Here is a 17,381-nt window from a genome sequence, read left to right on the forward strand (position 1 = left end):
TCAGCCCCACCTTCCGTTGTCAATGGCCGTAGCCGTGGCGGACTCACGTGCGGTCACTTCCGTGCGCACGATCTCCGTAATCTCGCGGTCACCGACGAAGACCTTCACGTCGGCGTGGACCTGCGTCGTCCCTCCGCCCTTGCTCGCGCGGAGCGTGTCCCACTGGCCGGAAGTGAAGACGGGTTCTGGGCGTCCCGTCCCGTTGGCCACGAGGTTCAAGCCGGGCGGGAGGTATCCGCCGTCGTCGTACCAGTGCGGCGAGCGGGCGAGCCACTTCGAGTACGCCGCTGCGGGCGACCCGTAGTCGGGGCGGTGCTTGATGTAGTTCAGGCCCCAACGGATCTGCGTCGCAGGGTTCGTCCTCCAGTCGGAGCCGGCGGACGCCATCTTCGACGCGGGCAGCGCCTGCGGGATGCCGTAGGCGCCGGAGCTGGGGTTCTTGGCATTCCAGCGCCAGCCGGATTCGCCGTTCCACAGCTTCTGAAGTGGCCCGAACTGCGAAGCGCCCCACCCGTAGTTGCCGAGGATGCTCTTCGCGTACTTCTGCGCAGAGCCCACAGCCGTACCGCTGAAGCCCTTCGACTGAAGGAACGGCATCGGGTCAATGGCACGGCCGCTCCGTCGCGCCTCCAGGTGAAGGTGAGGACCGGTGACGTTGCCCGTCGCGCCTACCTTGCCGATCTGCTGTCCGGCTGAGACGTGCGCGTGGAGCTTCGTCATGATGCGGCTCATGTGGGCGTACAGGGACTGAAGTCCGCCACCGTGATTGACCATCACGTGATTGCCGTACGGGCCGCCGCTCGCGACCTGAGACACGGTGCCGTCAGCGACTGCCTTTACTGCCGTGCCGACGGCCGCGGGGAAGTCGAGCCCGGTGTGATGCCCGGAGGACCACATACGGCCCGTGACTCCGAAGCGTGTTCCGTAGCCGACGTTGACAGGCTTCAACCACTGGCCTCCACCTCCCCCGTCACCGCTGGACATCATCGACGCCACGGCGTTGACAATCTTGTCCTTCAGGCCGGTCACCATCTTCAGCGGGATCTTCCCGACGGCAGCGCCCCACTTGCCAGCGACACTGACGCCCTTTGCGACCTTGCCGAGGACGGGCTTCAGGAGCTTGTTCCAGACCTTCGACGGGTGCGACACGAGGTCAGCGCCCGTCTTCGCCCAGTCGATGCCCTTGCCGACGACGTCAGACACGGTGTCCTTCGTCCAGTCCCACGCGGACGACAGCCCACCGATCACGCCGCCGCTCTCCAGGAGCTGCGTCCCCGCAGCGCGGTGAAGAGAGAGTGCACGGCTGCGGTACTTCGGATCCGTCGGGATGACGTACTCCGGGTACCGCGGGTTGCCTTCGCCGACGATGGCCGTGGGTCGGTTCGTCTTCATCGGGCGGGCTGGACCCCAGCCGTTGCCGACCGTTCCGCCGGCCTCCAGGAGCTTCGGAGCCTCAGGGAGTTTCGAGAGGCCGACAAAGCCAGCCACCTTATCCCAAACGGCCTTGATGCCCTTCGTGTACACCCACTTGATGATGAAGTTGATCGGCTTCTTCGCGATGTCAGAGACCTTGCTCCAGGTCTTCCCGATCGCATCCTTCGCCTTACCGAAGGCATCACCGACGAGCTTCACCGCGGATTTGATCCGCTCGAACGCCGGCTTCAGACCCTTGTTGTAGAGCCACGACGCCTTGTCGGCAATCCAGTTGGCCGGTCCCTTTACGCCTACGTTGTAGAGCCACTTGAACTTGTCGCCGAGCCACTTCAGCCCGTCCCAAATCCCGTGAAGGGATGGCTTGATCGCCTTTTCCCACAGCCACTTGACCTTGTCGCCAATCCACTTCGCTGTGGGCTTGACGGCACTGTTCCAGAGCCAGCTAAATTTGTCGCCGACCCACTTCAGCTTGTCCCAGATGAAGCCGAACGTGGGCTTCAGGACCTTTTCCCAAGCGAAGGAGACTGCGGTCTTAATCCCCTTCCAGCACTTGTCCACGATGTCCTTGAACCAGGGGAATTTGTGGTAGGCGTAGACGACGGCTGCGGCCAGGAGCGCAATCAGAAGGATGACCTTGACCAGGATGTTTTGCTTCATGACGAAGTTGAAGAGGAACATCGCGAGGGTCCACGCCTTCGTGGCGATGACGAGACCCCAGATCATTTGAATGAGCCACGGCGCGTGTTCCGCGACCGTGCCGATTCCGTCGGCCAGCTTCCCGAAGACGTCGAGCACAGTTCCGGAGAGCGGCGACAGGTCCTTACCGACCTGGAAGAATGCGTCCGCGATCTTCTTCAGCGTGGAGGCCAGCTTAGGGCCATTCTCCTTCGCGTAGTCGAGGAACTTCTCGAACTCGGGAGACCCCTTCAGGTTCTTGCCCCAGTTCGCGAATTTCTTCGTGATCTTCCCCAGCGACTTGGATATGTCATCCATGTGCGGGAGGAAGGCGTCGATGACGCCCGCAATCCCCTCGATCACATTCCCGAATGCCTTCCCGAGACCCTTGATCGCAGGCTTTGCGCTATCGGAAATATCCTTCTTGAAGCGCTTCCAGAACGGAGTTTTCAGTTCCTTGGATGCATCCTTCTGCAATTCCCGGACGGCCTGAGCGGAGTTCTTCACGAGCGGCGTCAGGCCAGGGAGCGAGTTCTTCATCCCATCCAAGCCGCGCGTGAAGATCGGAAGTACGTCGGGCTGAAGGGACGTCGACCAATCCTTGAACGCCGCCTTAAGACCCTTGGGGCCGGCGATGGAGTCATACAGCTTCCGCTGTGCAGGGGTCATGTTCGCGAGTGCCTTGCGGTACTTCTCCTGCGCAGACATCGCCTTCGCCGTGGTGTCGATGCCCGACAACCGCGCCGACTCGACGCCTCGTTCTGCGGACTTGATCTGTTCCGATGCCTGGACCTGCGTGTTCGCGGCGTTCTGCACCGCGTCCGACAGACCACGCTGAGCGTCGGCCACGGCCTGCGCAGAGTCGATCTGCGTCTGTGCGGCTGAGCGGTGCGCTTCGGCGACTGCCTTCGTCTGATCCTTCACGCCACGCTGAGCGTCCGACAGTTGCTGTGTCGCGCGCTTGACGTCGGCGTTCCCGTCGACGCCCGCCTTCCGCTGTGCGGCGGCATCCTTCTGAAGGTCGGCGTAATCCTTCTTTTGCTGCTTGGCGCTCTGCACTGACTGGTCATAGGCGAGCTGAGCACGCTGGCGCTGAAGGTCTGTCGCCCGCGGGTCTGCCATGACCCGCTGCAATTCGAGCTGCGCCTCCTGGACGCGGAGAGTCGCGTCCCGTTCGTCCAGGGCACCGCTCGCCAACTTGTCGTTCAGGTCTTGCAGTTGCTGCGCGGCGTCCTTACGGGCCTGCGTCAGATCCTGCTCAGCCTGGCGTGACTGACGCTTGGCGTCGGAGAGGGCTCGCTCTGCGCGCTCCACGTTCTCCGCTGCCTGGCGTCGCTGATCCGCGGCACGCTGCGCCGCCTGTGCAACGGCGCGTTCGGCGTCCTCCACCTGCCGGTTGGCCTGCGCGATGGACTGCGCTGCCTGACGGTGGGCGGACGTCAGCGCCTGTTGAGCATTGGCCATAGTCAGCGCCTGTTGAGCGGCCTTGACCTGTGCGGCTGCGCCGTTGGTCGTCGCCTGTGCCGACTCGTCCGCGGCAGCTTTCTGAAGCTGCATCACGTTCGTGACGCCCTTAATGGCGGGGATGGCGACGAGCGCAATTGCGCCCAGACCTGCGCCGGCGGCGACACCTGCGGAGGCGACGGCCCCCAGTCCTGCCGCGATGATGGGGAGCGCTGGGATTACCGCGACTCCGCCGGCCGCTATGGAGAGTTGAAGTAGCGCGGCTGTGGCCTGCGCGGAGTTCACGTGGACGCCAATGCGGACGTCGTCTCGGTCCAGCCTGTTGACCATGGCGTGCACGGCGGCTAGTTCCGCCTCCGCCTGGCCTGCGTCGGCCCGGACGTCGACGGTCGGGGTACGTCCCCGGAGCCGGTCAATCGCGAGGCTCAGGTTCGTAATCGCGGCTCGGGCGCGGTTCGTGTCGACGTCGACCGATGCACGCTGCGCCGAGAGCTGCCGAAGCTTGAGCTGAATCTCCCGGACCTGCGCGAGTGCGTCCTCCGCGGACATGTCGACGCCGATCTTCACGTCCCGCAGGGCCGTCAGTCGGCCGCGAAGGCTGGCGATCTCCGCTTGCGCGGGGCTCGTGTCGGCGCCGATGTTGATGTTGGGGAGCGACGCCTCCGCGGCCGTGACGGCAGCACGGAGCTTGGCCCCGAGCGCGCCGTCCGTCTCAATGCGGATGCGGGCAGGGTCGGCCGTCAGGACTGCGATCTCTTCCCGCATCGCTGCGAGGGCCGCACGCGCGGCGGCAGTGTCTGCCCGCACCGCTACGTTCGGGTGTGCCGCGCCCAGCCGGCGGAGCTGCTCCTCCAGGTGGGCCACTTCAGCGGCTGCCGCTTCCGCGCTGACGTCGATCCCGATGCGCTTGTTGGAGAGCTGCTCCAGCTTGGCGCGGATGCGGGCTAGTTCGGCGTCGACCCCCGTGTCCCCGAGACGAATGTCCAGCTTGGGCATCGCGCGGAACGCAGCCTCCAGGCGACGCCGCATCGAGTCGGCGAAAGCGCCAGCGTTGTTGTTGCCCTGCCGGGCGGCACTGCCCCGGGCACGCTGCCCCCCGCGTGTGATCGCGTCAGGGATCGCGTCCGCCACACGGCGCGCAAGTGCGTCGCCGATCGCGTCGCCCAGAGCGTTGCCGATGCGCTGACCGTCGTCGACGAGAGACGCGCGCATCGCGTCGCCCATCTTCTCGCCCATCTTGCGGCCCGCTTCAGCGCCGACCTCATCGGCGATGGGGAGGATGGCCTCCTTCAGCTTCCGGTGGAAGTTGGGAACTACGGGGACGACGTCGACCGCTGCCCCACCGACGATGTCAAGGTCTCCGGCCATCACGCCTCCTTCTGCGTCTGATTTCTCAACCGCGGGTCAAGGGCGCGGCGCTGCTCGTCGGTCAGCCCTCGCTTCTTCTGCGCGGACTTCGGTGGAATCCCGGGGCGTGGTGTGGGCGTGAACTCGGGAGCGGGCGCGCCAGCGGCTGCCACGGCCACGTAGCGGCTCAGCGTGATCTCGTCCTTGATGCCTGCAAGGAGCAACTCCACGCCGCTCCACGGGGCCAGGTCGGGGCGGTGCTCGCCCGTCGCCCGCTCCATCTCCTCCGGCGTCACCAGATTGCGGAGGGCCGTCTTCGTGGCCGACTCCGACGGCAGATGCTCGATGAGGATCCGGAGCCGACGGAGGGAGAGGCTCCCGCGGTACACCTCCAGGAGGTCAGTCCCGGGGTAATACCGCAGGAGGTCAGCCTCTAGCGCTTCCGCCTGGTCTGCGAGGACTTGGCACGTCCAGAGGACTTTCCCGGGGCCTCCCCGGCGGACTCCATCGCGGCGGACGTGAACTCGTTGATCTCGTCGAAGGTGGCGTCCAGCTCGACGAAGGTCTCCGCGTCATCCTCGTGGAGAACGCCGACAGCCCACGTGTCGTAGTCGCCGTTCCGCAGGGCTCGGATGTACGAGGGGCGCCACTTGTTGATGGGCTTCACTCGCAGTTCCACGCCGGCGAGAGTCGCCGTCGTGTACTCCTCCGCGGCTTCGATCTCCTGGGCCTCAGCGGGGGTGGTGGTCTCAGTCATGCGCGCGGGTCTCCTATGTCAGGTTGTCTTGCGCGGGTCGCTGTGGAGCTGAAGCGGGGCCCGGACCCGCGCAGATACGGGCCCCGCTGGATCGTGAGTGACTCGCTCAGCCGCCGGCGGGGAAGAACCCGCTCACGTCCACCGAGCCGTAGTCGATGGAGCGCTTCACGGCAGGGGCCGACGCGGCGCCCTTGTAGAAGCGGAACGTCATCTCCACTGGCATGACGTCGCTGGTCTGGGGCTGCTCGTCGCCGCGCTCCACGACCTTGCCGTTTGGCATGTACAGGCGCATGCGCTTGTCACCGTCGAGGGTGTCGAAGACGAACGCGTACCTGAGGTCGCTCGGCTTGTCAGGCAGGCTGTACGAGGCGATGCCGGACGTGGTCTCAGGCTTCAGCGACGCAATCGAGACGTTGTCGTACAGGGAGCGAACGAGCGGGTTCAGACCCTCCAGGAAGGTGACCTGAAGGCTCTTCGTGCTCTTGGTCATCAGGGTGCGGATCGGCTCCAGGGAACCGGCCGCCTCCACGTCCTTCGACTCCTCCTCCACCTTGAAGAGGCCGCCTTCCGTGGTGACCCACCCGAGGCACATCCACGGGGTTGCGGGGTCGGTGAAGTCGGTCGGCGCCACGGTGTTCATCGCGGCGATGTGGACGAGGTAGTCGGTTGCGCCGAACGTCAGATCGGCATTGCGGGTGTCCGCCATTGGCCCTCCAGGGCATGCGAAAAGACCCGCTCGCCGTCGGCGTCGGGTCAGAGAGGTCAGGGGTTACGCGGCCCGGAGGCTCACGGTGTACGAGGCGCCACGTCGGTGAACAAGCTCGTTCGCCCACGGCTGGCGCGTTGGTCCGGAGTCACAGCGGATGTCGCGGATGACGGCGCCTTGCACAGGGCCGCGGAGGAGAACAAGCGCGTCCCTTACGCGGCCGGCGAGTGTGCGCGCCTCGTCCTCCGTGGCCGCGAAGACGTCGACGGCCACGCGAGGGTGCATGCTAAAGCGGTCGTCCGCTCCGCCGATCCGCTCCACACGGATGACGGGGAGGCGCTTCTCCAGGTCTGCGGGCGTCTCGGCAGCGCTGAACACGCCGAATTCGGCCTCAGCCCACGGCGCGAGGACGCTTTCCACGTCAGCCACCGTGCACCGCCTTAGCGTCGTCGATGGCGCCGCGGAACACCGCGTAGCGCGGCGTCCGGCCGTTGCCGTATTCGACGATCGTTGCGTGCGCGGCTGTGTTCATGACGCGTGCTCCGGCGCGGATGCGGGGCTTGCCGCGGAAGGGCACGTTCTTGGTGTGCGGGACCGTCACGAACGATGCCTTGTACAGGCCCGGGTGGTTGTCCTCGTTGGGGCTGCCGACGGGGGCCCTTGCCTCCGCAAGCGTCTGGATCCTCGCGGCTGCCGCAAGGCACGGAGCCTGGAGCCAGGGACGCGAGAGCATCGCGCCAATGCCGGAGTACCGGCCTGTGTACTTCGATCGGTACGACACTCAGCCAGTCACCTCCTGGAGCGATGCCTCTATGTGGGCCATGGATGTCAGCGGGAATACCAGTGGGCGCCCCACGACCTCGTATGTCTCGACACCGCGGATGATGCGGTCCGACGCCCGGACGTCGGTCCCGAGCGGGGCGAAGAGAACGCGCCGTGTGGTGATCGTCGTCGACGCGTCATGGGCCTCCGAGGAGCTGCCCACGGTCACGCCGTACGGGCTCGCCACTGCGCACCCCTCCACGGAGATCAGCACGGGCGGACCCGGGGTCTCGGATCCCGTGGAGTCGCGCACCGGCGGACCGGGGCGGGAGATCTGGATCGTCTCCGACATGAGCGCGGCTAGCAGCGTCATCGCCACCGCCTGGCGGTACGTCGTGGCCAGAGGTCCGCGGGTGCGATGTCGAGTGACGAAGCCCCCGCAGCCAGTCCCACAGCGCGTCGGAGCCGGCGGCGCTCGTCGTCGGAGAGAGCCACGCCGGTCTGTGTGTCGGCGTAGGAGACGATCATTCCGCCCGCCTGTTCCGACCTGACGCCGGAGGGGTTGGTCAGGACGCGGGCACCGACCGCAATGGCGATCGACTTCACGCCGCGCTGTAGGGGTTCCGTCAGGCGGTCCCCCACCTCCCCGGTGATGACGTCAAGTGCGGTGTCATGCGCCATCTCACACTGAGCGTCAGTCAGCGGCTTCGCAAGCAGCGTCCGGAGTTCGGCCGACGTGAAGAGGATCATTTACGCCGCCTTCCGCCGCGGAGCTGCGCGCTTGGCGGGTGTCTTCTTCGCAGGCTCAGGCTCGGGTTCCGCGAGTCGATTCACGGTGGGCGCCTGAGCCCACGCCTTCGGGTTCGTGATGAGCGCCTGCGCCCACTCCGGGACCTCGTCCGCGGGGCCGAACACGTGGGCCGCGCCGGAGTCGTCCGTCACGTGGACGTGCGTTGCCAGAGTTGGCATGCGTGAGTGCCTCGCGTTTCTGGTCAGAGGACGTCGGCGACGAAGGTCAGATCAGGAGCCGCAACGACAGGAAGGGCAATGGCCGTTGCACGGGTCCACACGGTCTGTGGGTCCTCGGACTTGTAGCCGCCGACGGCCACGCCCGCAGCGTCTCCGCCCAGCCCGTACCGCGGGTCGTCGGCCTCCACCGGCACGCCCCACAGGGTCTGACCGAGGGCGTCGCCCTGCGACGGCACGAAAGCCAGCTTGTCGTTCGGAGTGACTCGCGTCGAGACCCCGTTGACGCTGATCTTCGCGTCATAGCGGACGAGCGGCGGGACGCCATGGTCAGCCAGGATCGCGGCCAGGAGCGAGTCAGTCAGGATGGACGGAGCGGTCGCGCCGGTCGTCGACAGGCCGCGAAGCTGCGTGTTCCGCTTGAGCGCGGTCCAGATGGCACGGGAGATCAGGACAGAGTCCGGGTCGCCGCCGTTGGTGTCGTTGTAGACCTCCAACCACGTCTGAAAGTCGCCGATGACGTCGGCCGCGGGGTTGGACCATACGGTCCCAGCCGTGACGTTGTGCGCGGCATTGCGGCCGAAGTCGACCGATGCCTGAACACCGTTCTCGTTCAGGGCCACGCCGGCGTTGAAGATGGCCTCACCGCGAGCCAGCTCGATGCGGGCTTCGATCTGGCGGGCCAGGCGGACGCCGTCGTCGAGCATGGCGTCCCGGATCTCCGCGTTCTGCGTGTCCACGTTCCGGCGCCGGATACGCTCATACTCGCCGACGGGGACCTTCCGCGAGATGGGCGGCAGTTCGCCGCTCACGCGCGCCCCACCGGGACGGACGCCCACGTCCGCAGACGCGTCGTACGCACGGTAGTTCGCGGCCTCAGTGAGGCCACCGCCACCGCGAGTGAAGCGGTAGCTGAGGTCGTTGACGGTGCGGTTGGGAAGCCAGCGGTCGAGCGTGAACGCGTTCTCGGGGCGGTCGGCGAGCGCTGCTCGCGCGTAGCCAGTGAGCTCCGCCGGGGTGACGAACTCGTCGATAAGCTGCATGGGTTACCTCTCAGACGAAGATGACTCGGGAGGCAAGATCAACCTTGCCCGCGGCGTCGACGGCGACGGGGAGCTTCGACTCCCGCACCGCGCAGTGGACGAGCATGGAGCCGACCGCTGAAGCGACCGTTGCGCCCCGTCGGGTGACGACCTCCACGCCCGTGAAGAGGAAGCCGACGCAGGTCTGACGACCGTCACTCGCCGCGTCGTCGTACGGGCCGTACTTGCCACCCGCCGTGATCTTGCCGAGTGGGATGCCGCTCTTGATGTAGCCGTCCGGGTAGTGGGTACCGGCGGTGAACTTACTTACGTCGAGCGACACGCTGACGGCGATGTCCGTACCGTGCTCGCCCTGGAGCCAATCGCGCTTGTCCTGAGAGAAGCTCTCAGTGATGAGGCCGAGGTTCATGGATCCTCCTGTGAGGGGATGGTCAGTTCTTCGCGTGGCGCTCGCGGTACAGGTCCGCGCCCGCGCTCACGGTCTTCGTTTCGCCGCCTGCGTCGCTCCCCCGGTTGCCACCGGAGCGAGGAGCGGGCGGAGGAGTGCCCGGAGCCGTGAGCGACTTCAGCGCGTCGGCACTGGCCTCCAGCTCGTCGCGGGTGCTCCCGGTCAGGAAGGCGGCGTGCGCCGGCGTCAGCTCCTTCTCGCCGATCACCTGGAGCTTCAGAAGCTCCGCGGTCACAGCCGCAGCCTGCGCCGCGTTCGTCGCAGCGAGAGCCGCCGCGTCGTCGCGCTCCTTCTGGAGTCGCTGTGTCTCGGAAAGCTCAGCCGTCTTGCGGGTGGTGAGTTCCGCCTCCGCGGCTCGCAGGCGCTCCAGTTCCGCAGCGTCAGGAGCCTGCGAGGCCCGCTGCTCGTGCTTGCGGGACTGGAACTTCCAGTACGCCGCCTGATGTTCGGGCGTCATCTCCGCAGTTGGAGTGTTGTCCGGGTAGCCATGCTCGTTGACGGCAGGCGGGGTCGCTGGCTCAGGCATGTGTGTTCCCCTGTCGGGAGTCGTCGGCCCATGGCGGGCGTCAGGTCGGAAGGTGAATGTCGTCAGGGCCCATGAACCTCTGCCCTGCGAAGCCCAAGACCGGGCCAATCTCCCCGTGATCCCGGGCGATGATGATCTTTCGGTAGTCGACTGCGCGGCCTCCGCGGTCGGCCCTGCCTAGGGCCTCCTCCACGAGGTCGTGAATCTGCTCTAGCCGCTGCTCGTCGACGACTTGCCCCGGGTCGTAGTCGGCCGTGACCGTCTTGACGAGGCAGTCACAGCCAGGGTGGATCGGGGCGAGATCCCTTTTGTGGTAGCGCTGCGTGGAGGCGATCATGCAGAGAGCGCAGTCGTACTCGCCCTGTAGCTCGCGCACCGTGTACTCAAAGCGCGGCATGTCCGCGGCGACTTGGCGCACGGTGTGCGTGCGGGCTAGCTGGAGGTCCGTCTTCGCGATGGTCTCCAGACGGTGACCTCCGCGACCGACTGCGGCGTCCACGGACTCACTATTCGAGAGCGCCGTCCACACCTCTTTGAACGGACGCTCGTAGACCTCAGCGGGGTGCACGTCGCGCAGGGCGTTGCCCGTAACGGCGTCAAGGTCCAGCTTCACGCGGCGTGCGCCACCGTCAACGTCCTTGTAGAGCTGCTCCAGGTAGGACGCCGTGAGCGTCGCTACCTGACGTTCGCCGGCCAGGATGACCGGGAGCGCCTTGCGCTGGAACGCCTTCACGTCGGAGCCGCGCCATGAACCGAGATCGGTCCAGGAGCTGCCCACACGCCCGAGAACGCCCGTCCACACGACGCGCACTGCCGTGCCGTAGCGACGGTCAAGCGGCGACAGGCTCATCCGTGCTCCGTCCGATCACGGGCCGCGGGTCCTGCGGCGGCTGATTACGTGCGTCGCGCGCTGCCGGAAGAGAGGCGGACTGCGGGTCCGTCACTGGCGTGGCGTTCATCGCGTCCGCTGCACGGTCGATCTCCATGCGGGAGATCTGCGACGGGGTGTAACCCATGTCCTCCATGCGCTGACGCCAAGGGACGCCGGCGGAAGACTTCTTCACGGCAGCGTCAGCCAGCTCGGACACGGTGCGGGACTCAGGATCACGCCACACGGTCTCCAGGTCGTAGGCGTCGGCCTTCGCCGTGTCGCCGATGACGCGGAAGGCAAGGCGCATCACGTTCTCCCAGCTCTCACCGAAGCCCGCTTGACGGTCCTTCACCTTCGCCACGAGGCCCGTCTCCGCGGCCTTCAGTGCGTCGCCGGAAACGTTGACCACGGCGCCGATCAGGTAGTGAGGCGGCGTCCGGCTGATGGCTGCCAGATCCTGCACGGCGGCTTCTACGGCGCGGACGTACGGAGCCAGATCCGTAGCGGCGAACTCGCCGAACTTCACGTCTGCGTCGTCCGTCGTCCAGAGCCTGCGGATATCGAGCTGGAAGGGCTGGATCTTGGCGCCGGTGACAGGGTCTTCGTCGACCTGTAGACCCGCGGCCCATCGCTGCCGGAACGCGCCGTATTTCATGGCGGCTATCAGGTTGATCAGCGAGAGGTTGATGCGGTTCTGAACACTTAGAACGTCCTCGTGTTCGGCGAAGCCCTCCGGCCGGCGGTTGCGCCGGTTGATGAAGGGGACGAGAGGGACGGCCGCCAGGTCGTTCGGGCGGACACCGTCGGGCGTGGTCGGGAGGGCGAAGGCGTCCCATCCGCGGAGCGTCGCCGTACGACCGGAGAAGACCGGAGCCTCAGACTTCGTCGTGAAGTCGTAGATCTGGTCAGGCGTCCAGAGCGTTGCGCGGGTGTGGCCAGTCCAGTCGTCGCGCCACATCTTCAGGCCGGCGGCCAGCTTCCGGCGACTGCCCTGCGCGTGCTCGACGACCAACTGTCGCGGCGTCTCATGCGTCAGGACTGGTCTGCCGTCGTCGCCACGCTCCACGAGGACGAAGGCACGTCGCTGCGAGAGTGCGCCGTAGTGGACGAGGCCAGAGTCCGCCTTCATACCGTTCTCACGCCAGATGCGGTGCGCGTCCTCGTCAGCCTTGACGCTGTCCCCGTCGCCGTCGGCTCCTCCGAAGCGGAAGCCGTCGACACCGAGACGCTCGACAGGCGAGTCCAGGACGAGTGACGTCCAGTTCGTGCGCGCGTCCTTCATCCACTCCGCGATCTCTCGCGGGTCGATGCCGGGAACGTGCGGAAGCGGCGCCTTCCCTTCGGCGTAGCGGCGCAGGGTGTTGAGACCTGGCGTCACCTCGTTGTCGCAGTCGGGTCGACTGTCGGGGCGCTCGTCTAGGAGCTTTTTCCCGAGTCGCTGAAGCCACCAACCGGGAGACTCCACCTTCGTTGCATCGATAGGCACTTATGGACCTCCCTCAGAAGGCAACTAGACGGCCAGACTTCTTCTTACGCTTGGTGATGCCTGCCGCCACGGCGTCAGCGCGGCACTCGTAGGCGAGTACGGCGGACATGGCAGCGTCGATCTTCTTTGGGCTTTTCGCGTGTTCCTTGCCGATGCCCATGTGATTGCGGCCCATTGGCCGGCGGCGCGCGTTCTTCACGTGACGGGAGAGCGTGGAGCCCAGCGTCAGGAAGTGCGACACCTCGTCGGGGTCCAGCGTCTCCGTGTGTGAAAGCGCTTTGTCGTCGACGGCTTCCATGAAGCGATCTAGCGCCGACTCCATGGCCGTAGGGCGGTTGGTCCACCACTCCAGCGGACGGGCCTGTGTGGCGCGTACCTGGAGCTGCTCGCCGAAATCCGCAGTCCAGCGGTCCACGTAGTCCTGCCAGTGCGGCGGGTCGGCGTAGAAACCGCAGACGTCGAAGCGGTCGAAGGCTCGGGCAACAGCTGCGTCAACCGATTCACGGTCCACCTGCCAGCCGTCGCCCTCGGGCCCTTCCGGTTTCTCCCAGCACCCGAGCAGCATCAAGTGGCCGTCGGAGACACGGCAGGCAGTGAGCGCCGTCGCGTCGTCGCGGATGGATCCGTCGAAGCCCAGCGTCACGAGTTCGCCCGCGGCTATCTCTTCGGAGCGCCGGCACAGTGCCCACGCGTCGGGGTCCATCCACGCATCGGAGGCGACGGTACGGGAGTTCAGGAAGTAGCGCCGTCCGTCCGCGGAGTCGTTGCGCAGGTCGTAGAAGTCATCGACGAGCGACTCCAGGTCCATCCACTCCATTGCGTCGCCGTAGGCGTCCAGGAGTGCGGCTCGGAGTTCTTGCTCGTCCTTCAGGTTCTTGCACTCGCCCCATCGGTGGTCGTACATGAGGCGGGCGCGACCGCGCTTCTTACGGCCGTCGCGTATGGCTTCGGCTTCCTCGTAAGTGCGCTCCGCCACGGAGTCCTGCCCCGGGGCAAACATGGTCGTTGTTTCCAAATACCACGTTTCGCTGCCGCGCTTGCGCTTGCGGAGGTTACGAGTCACGGTCGCGTACATGCGCCGCAGCTCAGGCGTGTTGTACAGGTGGGTCTCGTCGAAGCAGACCCACGTTTCCTTACCGCCGTCCTTCGACGAGGACGAGGCGGTCGACGGCGTGATCTCTCCACCGTCAGGGAGGATGATTCGGGTAAGTCCCACGTCGACGTTGGGGACTTGACTCAGCGGCGACGCCTCGTCGGTCAGGTTGAAGTGGATGGTGTCGAAGACGTTGCCGGTCTGGCCCTCCTCCGTCGCCATGATGCGGAGGTAAGGGACCTTGACCGGACGGCCCATCGGCTCGCCAGGCTCATAGACGTACTCGAAGCCCAGCCCCCACGGGTCGCGGTAGACCTCTCCGCCCTCCGCCCAGCCGGCGAAGCGCGCAGGGCCGAAGGCTTCGAAGAGGCCAATGCGGGCGCCTAGTCCGCTCTTGTCGCAGCCCTTCGGGCGGCTGAAGAAAGCGGAGTCGTAGAGGAGGCGGCCCTCAGCGTCGTCGACGGCGTAGCAGTCCACGACAAAGCCTGTGTACTCGTCGCCGTGGCGTACCGGCTCGCCCTGGACGTCGCCAGGGCCGTGCACGACGAAATACTCCATCCATGCGACCGCCATCCACCCAAGCGAGCGGGAGCGGTCATGACCGGGGGCGCGCACGATTGCGCGCGGCATCGGTCTCCTAACCTGTGAGGCGGGCTCGCCGCGAGTTGATGTCCGATACGTTGCCCGTAGGGCTGGGGCCTACGTTCTTCCTACTCGCTGGGGATTCATCGACCTTCAGCTTCAGGCGCGCCCGGTCCTCCGGCGTGGCGCCGAACTTGGCCGCTCTGAGCCGCACTTCGGAGGCGAACTCCCATCGGCCCTTTGCCCACATCGTGTGGTGCATGAGGGCGGTGTCAATCAGGAAGAGCCAGTCCGTCTGAACGAACGTCTGAGCCTGCGGCGACGTGCGCCAGGAGTCCCACCACAGCTGAGTCATGGGGTGCCACTCGACGGGGACGCCGTCTTCGTCACCGAGAACGCCCGCAGGGAGTTCAGGGCCGCGGAGTTCGTCGTCTGGGGTGATCACGGTCTCTGGGTCACCGGCGTTGCGCCGACGGCGCTTCGCGGGGTCTTTCGGGGCGGGACCTCGTCCGGCCATGGGGCCTCCTCTCACCGCTACGACGTCTCGGGCCTGAACTGGAGTTGGTAATTCCGGTGACGGTTGGCGGGTGTGAAACCTCAACCAACGTCATCCCATTGGGGATATTCAGGGACACCATGAGCAGGTTGACGGCACTCAGTGCCGCCAATAGGCCCAACGGTCGACCCCTAGTGCACTCTGCTGGGCCAACTGGGGCATGCTGAGGACGTCGCACGAAACCAGATTGGCCAGGCAGAGCAAGGGACTTGATGGAGGGTCAGCCCATGGAGATCGAACGAACAGCCCCCGCACTCGACATCCGAATCGGCGGGTTCCGCATGACCCTTCAGCGCGTCCCCGTGCGCCTGCTGACGGCGTTGATCACCTGCGCTGGATCTGCGCTCACGGCATGGATCACAACGCGATGAACATGCATCAACCCTGTGCCTGCGCAAGTCCCTTACGGAAGCGCGATGAGCCAACCCGCCAACGTTGCAACACAAGCAAGCACCGCCGTGGTGTTGCGCCGGCGGCGCTTGGTCGGGTCCTTCGGGGCGGGGCCTCGTCCGGCCACGGGGCACCTTTCGTCGTGCATATCCGCAGGTCGGCGGGCCTACTTACCGCACTTCGGCCACTCATGCGAACAGCTTCTGTTATTCGGCGCAAACTGCTGAAAGCAGACGGTACTCTTCGGCATGCTGGGGTGCTATGACGCCAGATTCCGAGGTTTCAACTCGTCCACCACAACTCGAAGTTCGTTGCGGTGGACTGCACCTAACCGTGCAGCGGATTCCCGCATGGCTCCTCACGCTCATCACTACCGCTGCCGGCTCCGGCGTCGCATGGTGGACGAGTCGCTAGGAAGCGCAACCTCAGGCGGGACAGTCCCTTACCCCACAATCGACACTCCTGCTCCTCAGGGGCCCAACTAGCCCTTACATGCAGCGATTTGGGCGCCCACTTCCTCACTGCTAGGGTTCGTCACATAGAGGTGGGGGCCTCTCGTACTCAACTGCGCGAACGTGGTTGGGCCGAGCTGCGCCTTCTCTTTGCTTGGTCTGTCCACATAATTGGGGAGCGGACCAAGCACATGGAGACCGTTGGCTGGGCAGCCGCGATCATCGGCGTTCTCAGTGGAGCAACGTGGGTTGTAGGGCATGCACTTGATCAGGTGCCCGTGATCTGCCGTAAGGCAGCGAAGGCCGTGCGCTCGGTTCGCGCACTGAGGCAGGAGCTTCGTAGTAGTCCGCCGGAGCTGGAGCCTAGGCCCCGAAAGCCTGAATAGCCGCGGACAAGTCAGCAAACACAGATGGGGCGTTGCCATGTCGGCGCCCCGTCATCGCGATGTAGCGGCCGGTTCCGTAGATCTCTACGGCCGTACCGTCGGGGCGCCGGATCTTCCGTCCATGGCGGACGTCAGCGCGACCCCAGATGTGCAGTCCATCGCCGGACGGAGACACCTCTACGTAGGTGGCGCCTGCGTCGCGGACGATGGCTGCGGCCCACGGGGCAAGTTGCCCGGTGAGCGGATTCAAGCAGTGGTCCAGGTCGAGACAGGCGATGTCGTCGACGTCCGAGAGGACGAAGCCCAGACCGACGCCGGCCGTCGAAGCGGCGGCTTCCTTGTGCGTGCTCCAGGTCCGCGGGTTGGTGCTGCTCGCTGCCCTGCCGGCAGTCGTGAGCGGCGCCTTCGTCGCGGCGCGTCGAACCCACCTGTCGCGGGTCGTCAGCTCGTGAGGAGTCGCATCCTTCTTCGCCGCACGGTGCGATGCCACCCGACAACGGGTCGAGCAAAAGCGCGCACGGTGTGAGTGCCGCGCCCCCAGGTGCTCCGAGCACCGCTCGCATTGTCGTGTGTTCATGGCTCCATCCTAGCGCGGCATGTAACGGTAGAACAGTGCTTGACCTGCATTGATTCAAGTCGAGCGCGTACCGGATCGCCGCGCCGCCGCCTCCCGCGTCGGGGTCTTCGGCAGTCCAACGGGCCGGCGTTCGGGCCTCCAGGCGGCGCCTGCGGACGCCTCAGCCACATCCCCCAGACCCGTACAGAGCGCGAGGCCCAGCACCTTTACGGTCAGCGTGCCGGCCGGTCGGGGGTCACCCCCCTGGGGTCAGGGCTAGTCGATCTTGGCTGCGAAGCCGGCGCGAGCCTCGCGGCGATCACCGTCAGCGAGCTCGCCGCGGATCTCCAGGCGGCTCGGGACGAGGGTGATCGTCACCGTGGTAACGGAGCGATCTCTGTCAGTTCCAACGCTGATCTTCGGAGCCTTCGCGAGTCGACCAACATCAACACCGTTGACTGACACGCGAGTGACGATCACTCCGTCCTCGCCCGTGTCGTCTGCCTCCTCCAGTACCACGTGTGCACCGGGCATGGGCTAGTCCTCCAGGGCGGGGTGTGTGGTGGCCGGTCGTGCAGTACGTACGCGTGAGAGGGCCGCTGCTGAGCCGCCTTCACTACTGCTCTTGTGCGTGTGATGCCACGAGCACAGGAGTTGTAGGTTCGCGTCGCTGTGGTCGTCACCGTGGACGATGTGGTCCACGTCAGTACCGGGCAAGCCGCACTGCGTGCCATCGCTGTACGTAGCCACACAAGCGCCCTTGTCACGGCGGATGATGCGGCGTCGGATGCGAGGCCAGCCCTTCGGGAGGCGCGCTCTACGCGTGCTGCCCTGCCATGCCATAACGCCCCCTTCCTCCACGCGTGTGCCTTACGCTGACT

The 17,381-nt window shown here is 66.1% G+C and carries 18 protein-coding genes; all 18 read right to left on the minus strand.

All coding sequences use genetic code 11. The features are described from left to right. Positions 1-4,941: an aggregation-promoting factor C-terminal-like domain-containing protein gene (locus tag AC07EJ_RS12865; protein WP_478884234.1), complete on the minus strand. Its 4,941-nt coding sequence runs from the start codon at positions 4,939-4,941 to the stop codon at positions 1-3. After that, a complete protein-coding gene (locus AC07EJ_RS12870) occupies positions 4,941-5,309 on the minus strand; it encodes a hypothetical protein (RefSeq protein WP_478884235.1) in 369 nt (122 codons plus the stop codon). Before AC07EJ_RS12870 ends, AC07EJ_RS12865 begins: the two co-directional genes overlap by 1 nt. A 44-nt stretch (positions 5,310-5,353) precedes the next feature. Continuing rightward, the gene (locus AC07EJ_RS12875) at positions 5,354-5,677 is read right to left on the minus strand and encodes a hypothetical protein (RefSeq protein ID WP_389942033.1); all 324 of its coding nucleotides are present in this window, start codon (positions 5,675-5,677) and stop codon (positions 5,354-5,356) included. 106 nt (positions 5,678-5,783) lie between these two features. Beyond that, positions 5,784-6,383 (minus strand): phage tail tube protein, encoded by a 600-nt coding sequence (locus AC07EJ_RS12880; protein ID WP_478884236.1) that lies wholly within the window; start codon positions 6,381-6,383, stop codon positions 5,784-5,786. A 63-nt stretch (positions 6,384-6,446) separates the two neighbouring features. Further along, on the minus strand, positions 6,447-6,812 hold the full coding sequence (locus tag AC07EJ_RS12885) for a hypothetical protein (protein ID WP_478884237.1): 366 nt from the start codon (positions 6,810-6,812) through the stop codon (positions 6,447-6,449). Continuing rightward, entirely contained in the window at positions 6,805-7,164 is a 360-nt protein-coding gene (locus AC07EJ_RS12890) for a hypothetical protein (protein WP_478884238.1), read from the minus strand. The genes AC07EJ_RS12885 and AC07EJ_RS12890 overlap by 8 nt, the downstream gene beginning before the upstream one ends. After that, complete coding sequence (locus AC07EJ_RS12895; protein ID WP_478884239.1) at positions 7,165-7,518, minus strand: hypothetical protein; 354 nt, start codon at positions 7,516-7,518, stop codon at positions 7,165-7,167. After that, a complete protein-coding gene (locus tag AC07EJ_RS12900) occupies positions 7,515-7,895 on the minus strand; it encodes a hypothetical protein (protein WP_478884240.1) in 381 nt (126 codons plus the stop codon). The genes AC07EJ_RS12895 and AC07EJ_RS12900 overlap by 4 nt, the downstream gene beginning before the upstream one ends. Then, positions 7,896-8,114 (minus strand): hypothetical protein, encoded by a 219-nt coding sequence (locus AC07EJ_RS12905; RefSeq protein ID WP_478884241.1) that lies wholly within the window; start codon positions 8,112-8,114, stop codon positions 7,896-7,898. It abuts the gene before it with no gap. A gap of 23 nt (positions 8,115-8,137) precedes the next feature. Next, positions 8,138-9,154, minus strand: a complete 1,017-nt coding sequence (locus tag AC07EJ_RS12910) for a major capsid protein (protein WP_478884242.1) — start codon at positions 9,152-9,154, stop codon at positions 8,138-8,140. A gap of 10 nt (positions 9,155-9,164) precedes the next feature. Continuing rightward, positions 9,165-9,563, minus strand: coding sequence for a head decoration protein (locus AC07EJ_RS12915; RefSeq protein ID WP_478884243.1), 399 nt, complete (start codon positions 9,561-9,563; stop codon positions 9,165-9,167). A gap of 22 nt (positions 9,564-9,585) precedes the next feature. Beyond that, the gene (locus tag AC07EJ_RS12920) at positions 9,586-10,128 is read right to left on the minus strand and encodes a hypothetical protein (protein WP_478884244.1); all 543 of its coding nucleotides are present in this window, start codon (positions 10,126-10,128) and stop codon (positions 9,586-9,588) included. Between the two features lie 40 nt (positions 10,129-10,168). Continuing rightward, entirely contained in the window at positions 10,169-10,978 is an 810-nt protein-coding gene (locus AC07EJ_RS12925; RefSeq protein WP_478884245.1) for a hypothetical protein, read from the minus strand. Then, on the minus strand, positions 10,959-12,485 hold the full coding sequence (locus AC07EJ_RS12930; RefSeq protein WP_478884246.1) for a phage portal protein: 1,527 nt from the start codon (positions 12,483-12,485) through the stop codon (positions 10,959-10,961). The genes AC07EJ_RS12925 and AC07EJ_RS12930 overlap by 20 nt, the downstream gene beginning before the upstream one ends. A 13-nt stretch (positions 12,486-12,498) precedes the next feature. Continuing rightward, positions 12,499-14,193, minus strand: a complete 1,695-nt coding sequence (locus tag AC07EJ_RS12935; RefSeq protein ID WP_478884247.1) for a terminase — start codon at positions 14,191-14,193, stop codon at positions 12,499-12,501. 22 nt (positions 14,194-14,215) lie between these two features. Next, complete coding sequence (locus tag AC07EJ_RS12940) at positions 14,216-14,677, minus strand: phage terminase small subunit (protein ID WP_478884248.1); 462 nt, start codon at positions 14,675-14,677, stop codon at positions 14,216-14,218. A 1,244-nt stretch (positions 14,678-15,921) separates the two neighbouring features. Beyond that, the gene (locus tag AC07EJ_RS12945) at positions 15,922-16,434 is read right to left on the minus strand and encodes a DNA primase (RefSeq protein WP_478884249.1); all 513 of its coding nucleotides are present in this window, start codon (positions 16,432-16,434) and stop codon (positions 15,922-15,924) included. A gap of 342 nt (positions 16,435-16,776) precedes the next feature. After that, positions 16,777-17,034 (minus strand): hypothetical protein, encoded by a 258-nt coding sequence (locus AC07EJ_RS12950; protein ID WP_478884250.1) that lies wholly within the window; start codon positions 17,032-17,034, stop codon positions 16,777-16,779. Between the last annotated feature and the right edge of the window lie 347 nt (positions 17,035-17,381).

This window comes from Streptomyces sp. NPDC045026 (assembly GCF_056432625.1).